Annotated in this window: 8 protein-coding genes; 2 read left to right on the forward strand and 6 right to left on the reverse strand. The window is 52.7% G+C overall.

The window, feature by feature from the left end:
* Positions 1 to 68 precede the first annotated feature (68 nt).
* Both ACODS1_RS03385 and ACODS1_RS03390 read left to right on the forward strand, forming a co-directional pair.
* Complete coding sequence (locus ACODS1_RS03385; protein ID WP_489084528.1) at positions 69 to 1,235, forward strand: MFS transporter; 1,167 nt, start codon at positions 69 to 71, stop codon at positions 1,233 to 1,235.
* A gap of 225 nt (positions 1,236 to 1,460) precedes the next feature.
* Positions 1,461 to 1,757 (forward strand): hypothetical protein, encoded by a 297-nt coding sequence (locus ACODS1_RS03390; protein WP_489084529.1) that lies wholly within the window; start codon positions 1,461 to 1,463, stop codon positions 1,755 to 1,757.
* Positions 1,758 to 1,875: 118 nt separating this feature from the next.
* Here the strand turns inward: ACODS1_RS03390 and ACODS1_RS03395 are convergent, their stop codons facing one another.
* The 6 genes from ACODS1_RS03395 to ACODS1_RS03420 all read right to left on the reverse strand — a co-directional run.
* Positions 1,876 to 2,187, reverse strand: coding sequence for a LasR-specific antiactivator QslA (locus ACODS1_RS03395; RefSeq protein ID WP_489084530.1), 312 nt, complete (start codon positions 2,185 to 2,187; stop codon positions 1,876 to 1,878).
* Positions 2,180 to 2,422, reverse strand: a complete 243-nt coding sequence (locus tag ACODS1_RS03400) for a hypothetical protein (protein WP_489084531.1) — start codon at positions 2,420 to 2,422, stop codon at positions 2,180 to 2,182. The genes ACODS1_RS03395 and ACODS1_RS03400 overlap by 8 nt, the downstream gene beginning before the upstream one ends.
* Before the next feature lie 493 nt (positions 2,423 to 2,915).
* On the reverse strand, positions 2,916 to 4,919 hold the full coding sequence (locus tag ACODS1_RS03405) for a hypothetical protein (RefSeq protein ID WP_489084532.1): 2,004 nt from the start codon (positions 4,917 to 4,919) through the stop codon (positions 2,916 to 2,918).
* A gap of 293 nt (positions 4,920 to 5,212) precedes the next feature.
* The gene (locus tag ACODS1_RS03410; RefSeq protein WP_489084533.1) at positions 5,213 to 5,506 is read right to left on the reverse strand and encodes an addiction module antidote protein; all 294 of its coding nucleotides are present in this window, start codon (positions 5,504 to 5,506) and stop codon (positions 5,213 to 5,215) included.
* The gene (locus tag ACODS1_RS03415; protein ID WP_489084534.1) at positions 5,499 to 5,801 is read right to left on the reverse strand and encodes a type II toxin-antitoxin system RelE/ParE family toxin; all 303 of its coding nucleotides are present in this window, start codon (positions 5,799 to 5,801) and stop codon (positions 5,499 to 5,501) included. Before ACODS1_RS03415 ends, ACODS1_RS03410 begins: the two co-directional genes overlap by 8 nt.
* 14 nt (positions 5,802 to 5,815) lie before the next feature.
* A partial coding sequence (locus tag ACODS1_RS03420; RefSeq protein ID WP_489084535.1) for a hypothetical protein occupies positions 5,816 to 6,000 on the reverse strand: 185 nt, incomplete at its 5' end.

Genomic DNA, 6,000 nt, shown 5'->3' on the forward strand with positions numbered 1-6,000 from the left:
CAGAAATGCCATCTACCGCCGTCAAGGTTTGGATCCTAGCATTCGCGGCATAGATGAGGAGCCTTTCCATGCGTATCAATCCACCACTCGTTGCACTCGCCATCGGTGCCTTCGGCATCGGTGTCACCGAGTTCGCCCCCATGGGCATGTTGCCGGGCATCGCCAGCGATCTCGGCGTTTCCATTCCGGCGGCCGGCCTTCTGGTTAGCGCATACGCGCTGGGCGTGCTGCTCGGCGCGCCACTGATGACCCTGACCACCGGCAAGATTCCCCGACGCTACCTGCTGATCGGGCTGATGGCCATCTTCACCTTGGGCAACCTGATGTCGGCCCTGGCGACTGACTACACCAGCCTGTTGATCGCGCGGGTGGTGACCTCGCTGAACCACGGTGCTTTCTTCGGCGTCGGCTCCATCGTCGCCGCCAGCGTGGTGGCGCCGGACAAACGCGCCGGGGCAGTTGCGGCGATGTTCATGGGGCTGACATTGGCGACCATCGGCGGTGTGCCGCTGGCGACCTGGTTCGGCGAGGTGTTGGGCTGGCGTACGGCTTTTGCGGGCATTACCGGCCTGGGCGTATTGGCGATGTTCGCGTTGTGGTTCGCGCTGCCCAACGTGCCGCTGCCGAAGAGCGATGGCGTGCTGGCGGAAATCCGCGTACTGGGCCGTGGTCCGGTACTGGCGGCCCTGGCCCTGACCGTGATCGGCTCCAGCGCGATGTTCACCGTGTTCACCTATATCGCACCGATCCTCAGCAGCGAGACTCAGGCATCCACCGCCTTCATCACCGCCATGCTGGTGCTGTATGGCATCGGCCTGACGTTGGGCAACGTGTGGGGTGGCAAGGCAGCGGATCGCTCCGTCGACCGCACCCTGATCGTCTCGCTCAGTGCGCTGATCCTGGTCTTGCTGGCCTTCACTGTACTGATGCGCTGGCCGCTGCCGGCCGCCGTGGCCATCCTGATCTGGGGTATCGCCAGCTTCGCCATCGTGCCGCCGCTGCAGATGCGCGTGATGGAAGCCGCCAAGGCCGCACCCAACCTGGCCTCGGCGGTGAATATCGGCGCCTTCAATCTCGGTAATGCGATTGGCGCAGCACTGGGCGGTGCAGTGATCAACGCGGGGCTGGGCTACCCGGCGATCTCCCTGGCCGGTGCAGCGATGGCGGGGCTGGGACTGCTGATGGTGCTGGGGTTTGCCTGGCGTTCCAGGGCGGTGGCGGCTGCGGTGGCGTGAAGATCGTCGGTAGTGAAAAGGGTGAGGGCTAAATCGATTCCCTTGGGGATCATGCTGCTACCAGTTTGATAAACACGCTCAAAGCGCATTTTGGGATCAAGCAACTGTGAGGGTATCGCGAATTTTCATAGCAGACGGTAGACGACAGGATCTGTACGGGTAATGTCGGGATCGAATTTGTAAGGAGCATGAGGGGGCAGGCTTTTTGCCTACGCGGACTTCACCATGAAAAGAACTGTACTCTTTGCTTTGATGGCTTTTTCCTTGTTGGTGTCATGGTTGAATATGGGGTTTTATGAAACACACTTTGCTGAGGATAATCGCACTGTTTTTTTCATAAAAAATTATCCGACGTTGCAGGTTCGATTCGACAACATCTTTCTGTCTGATCGAGATGACAAACCCCTCGCACAACTCAGTGATGAAGAGCGCAGCGTGGTGATCGCTTACTGCAAGCACCGGCTGGGTATCGAGACCGAGCTGAAGACTCAAGATGAGTTGGATGCTTGCAAGGCGATGTAGGTATTTGGCCGGGCGGCGGTAGCTTCAAACACTATGGGCCTGGGGCGTATTTTCGAGCACCGATGGCGCTTGAAGACGCGGTGGACAAGCTGCGCGTTGTCCACCCTACGCCGTGGTTTCACCGTAGGGTGGATGACGCTTTTTTCATCCACCGTTGCGAGAATTGTTCAGCTTTGTGAACGGTACATAGAAAATTCGTTGCCAAATGAAAAGGCGAGGGCATGCCCTCGCCTGAGTCGTTACAGCCGTAATTCCGTCCGCAATGCCTGATGCCCGCCGCCCAGCCGCTATTGGCGTTGTCCAGCCAGACCTGCGCGGTCTTTACGCCATGATCGAAGCTCACCTGGCAATCTACGTTCCAGCCGAATTCGGCAGGTGGTTGCCCATCATGGCCGGGCAGGTGGATGAGGTACCGTTGCACTTCAATCATGCTTGGCCCTCCCGGCTGCCTGGGCGATGGCTCGGCGGTAGAGCACGATCAGCTCGCTCAGCAGCGCACTGGTGCTATTGGCCAACTCCGGCTCTGGCATTCGCCGCAACAGCTTGGTCAGCAACGCTGCCCGGTACTCGGCCGCTGCCTGCAACGGGCACTCGTCCGCGACAAAGCTGTGCAACGGATTGCGTGGTGAAGGGAAGGGGATAACGACGGATTCAGACTTGGTCATGCAGCACCTCCAAAACGGAAGTCGACACGACAGCCAGCAGCCCAGGGCGGAGCCCTTGGGTAAAAGGGGGATAGTGCATTTTCCTTATGCTCCTCGAACGTTTAAGGAGCCGCGTTCCACCCGTTACCACACGGAATGGAGGCGGACCGTGCAAGGGTGGTAAACCGGCGTCCGAGGGAACCGGCCAGGCCGAAGCCTGCCTCACACGGCCCGCCATAAATGCACGAGAAAACAGCAGGCACAAAAAAAGCGCCTGCTCTCGACTATGGCGCTACCGCGCCCGGACAAAACGGGTTACCACACCCGGTCACGGGATTGACCGTGACGGGGCGGACTGTAGCGCGGGATGAAGGACAGGGCAAGGTTTTGGAGCGGCTGCTATCGGTCAGAAGCCTTGTAGGGCGTACTCGCGGAGCAGTACGCCTTTTGTTGGGCCGGTGGACTGCTCGCTGACGCTCCCGAGTCCACCCTACGCCTTGAGTGGTTGAGCGAGTCAGTAGTCGGAGTCTTGAAAATCTAGTTTTAGGTTTAATTTGTCTTGATAAACGCCAATTCTTTTTTTTGCTCTATCAATGACATCCTCAAAATGTAGTATCTCGAAGTATGTCTCGCCTAGCTTTGTATTATTCTCAGGGTCAATCAGAGCATTCGATTGAAACCAACCATTGCCTGTCGGAAATTTAGTCCAGCCGCCTAGGCGAAGAGTGTTGACTGTATCGCCTATCAAGTATCCATAAAATTTCTTTAGCTTTCCGCCTGATTTGGCGTTTAGCAGATAGGCGTACTCCTGCAGATCACCTATATGCTCGTCCATCTGCACTCCGGGTGCTTTAAATTCTACAATAATAACCGAGCCTTCTTTACTGAAGATGGCTATGTCGGGGCGTTTGCTGCTGTTTTCATTAGATCGCTTGTCTAGAACTTTTTGAAGTTGTTGGTCTATGTCCTCGGAAAATATTTTGTTGCCGTTATCCCATTTTAGTTTTGATAGCGGAAGATCAGAGGCGATATAGTCATAGTAGTGGTACTCTTCGCTTAGAAGCCAGATGTCATGATCAGTAACATCCGAACTGTCTTTTCGCATAGGAAAGAAAATGCTGTGAATAATTCTTTCGTCCTTGCGCTTTGCTTCGCTATTGATCTTTTGTATCGCCAGCCTTTTTCTGCATGCTAAGTCAAGTATTTGTACGACCGCGGCGCGTCTCACAATAAGTTGAGATAAGTTTGCCATGTCGATATTCTTGAGCGAGGCAGTGTATTTCCAAGATAACTCATTGACCTTTTCTCTAAAGTCTACCGAGTCTGGTTCGGACTTGGTGATCTCGTCTTTGAGGGTCATGATTTCCGCAGTTTCTTCAATGACGCGCTCTTGATATTTCTTTAAGACACGCTCTGCAACGGCTAGGGGCGTATCGCCATAAACAATACGCGTTGAGGTGTCTTTTAGCATATCTTCGCTTATGCCGAATTGATTTGAAACTAAACTTAGAACTGTTTCTTTTTTCCAGTCTGCGGGGGTGACCATTTCTTGGATTACAGGATCAATGGCGTCGTAGATGGCGGCATATGAAATACCATCTGGCGAGAACATGTCGTCTGGTATGAACTCAGCAGGTATACAGTCAAAGTCATCCCGCTGTTCATTAACGCGTTGATCTAGGTAGCTGCTTTCGATAAGAACTATATGATGGTGGTTGCCTACTGGATTATTCTGCTCGGTTTTGGATCTCAGATATCTTGATGTAATGTCTTTGACAGGGGAAGACTTGGCGCATAATGCAATAGAGTTTTTAGGGAGGTCGTAATGTTTGGTGTCTAGTTTGTAGTGGGATATCTTTATTTCTTGAGGTTCAGCTACTCTCTCGTTAGTTGTGGGATTGAACTCTTCGGCAGTTACTATTTTTACGCTTGTGACACTCGGTAGGTCACTGCGCTTCAGAGACGAATGCTGAGGTTCTTTACTCCAATGTTGGCTGCTAAAAATAATGCTAAATTCACCTAGGCGGCTATCAAGTCCAATTAATCTTTGAAGGAATGTTACAAGGACATTCTTTTTTAAGTCTGAGGCGGAGAATAGGGTGCTTAGTTCTTCGCTTCGCATTATTTTGGAGTGCACTAACGGTTTGAGTTGTTTTAGTGTGACTCGCGTTCCTGTTGTTGCTTTGTTTGTCGGGGTTGAAATGAAATTTTCAGCTTCAATTTGCTTTTGGGGTTCCAGATAATGAAGCTTTCGATCGATAAATGTATCGCCGTCTTGATATGTGCTCTCAAGAATAAGCTCTGCGAAGTGGTGGAAATATTGGATTCGGCCAGCACCTTTACATTGGCCAATTCCCGGGATTGAAAGGTCGTCTTTGTATGATGTGTCTTTAGTTAGAAAGGCTTTGAGTTGTTCTTCACCTAAGCCGCAGCCATTATCCTGGCAGGAAATAATCATGTCTTCTTGGTTTTCATCAAGCCCTGCCGGGATGAAGGTAACATCTATCTCGATTTGCATGTCCGGGACTTGCGGGTCACGAGATCTTCGGATTAGGTATGAGTCAATTGCATTCGAGATTAGTTCTTCAAATACGACGTACGGATTAGTGCTGAGTTTGGTGTTTTTTTATACTTCCTCGAATATCAAGTGTCATGTTTTTTCTCAGCGCTAATTTTTAAGGTTAGTTTCAGTGAAGAGCAATGTCGTGATTATGATTTTCATGTGTACAGCAAAAAGAGGGGGTATTTATTTTTCTGCTTGTGTCTTTTAAATAATAAGTTTGCTTGTAATCCCTGTGTACACTAACACCCTTACCGCGCACCATGCGGCCGTGCCGCCATATCAACCCCCAGCGCCTTCATCACCGCAAGCATGGTTTTTAGTGTCGGGTTGCCGTGTTCGCTGAATGAGCGATAAAGCTGCTCGCGGGACAGGCCGGTTTCTCTGGCCAGTTCGGTCATACCTTTGGCGCGTGCCACCACGCCCAGGGCTTTGGCGATATAGCCGGCATCGCCGGTTTCCAGAGCGTCGCTCATGAACTCGGCAATGGCTGTGGGGCTGGTGAGGTATTCGGCGGGATCGAAGTCGCTAAAGGTTTCAGTCATCTCGTTTTCTCCACGTCTGCAGGATCTGCTGGGCGGCCTCTATGTCACGGCGTTGGCTGCCCTTGTCGCCTGCGCAGAGCAGGATCACCAGCGTGTCGCCTTGCTGGTGGAAATACACCCGGTAGCCGGGGCCATAGTGAATCCGCAGTTCGCTGACGCCATGGCCGACCGGCGCCACGTCGCCTGGCAGGCCTTCCATCAGCCGGTTTATCCGGGCCACGATGCGCGCCTTGCCGGTGTCGTCCTTGAGCTTCTTCAGCCAGTTTCTGAAGGTGGCGGATTCGATTTTTTGCATGGGCTGAATGTAGTTTATAAAGCACGAATTGCCAAGCTGGAGGATATGGCGGCTTTTGGAGTGCTAAATGATAGGTTGTAGCGCTGTTTTGAGTCTGGATTGGTGGACTGTTCGCTGGCCCTACGAGCGGTCGGCGTTCCGATCCACCCTTGTATTTTGTTTTTGCTCAAGTCGCTCTTGAGCACAAGGCACCCGGATG

The organism is Pseudomonas sp. FG29, from assembly GCF_057809355.1.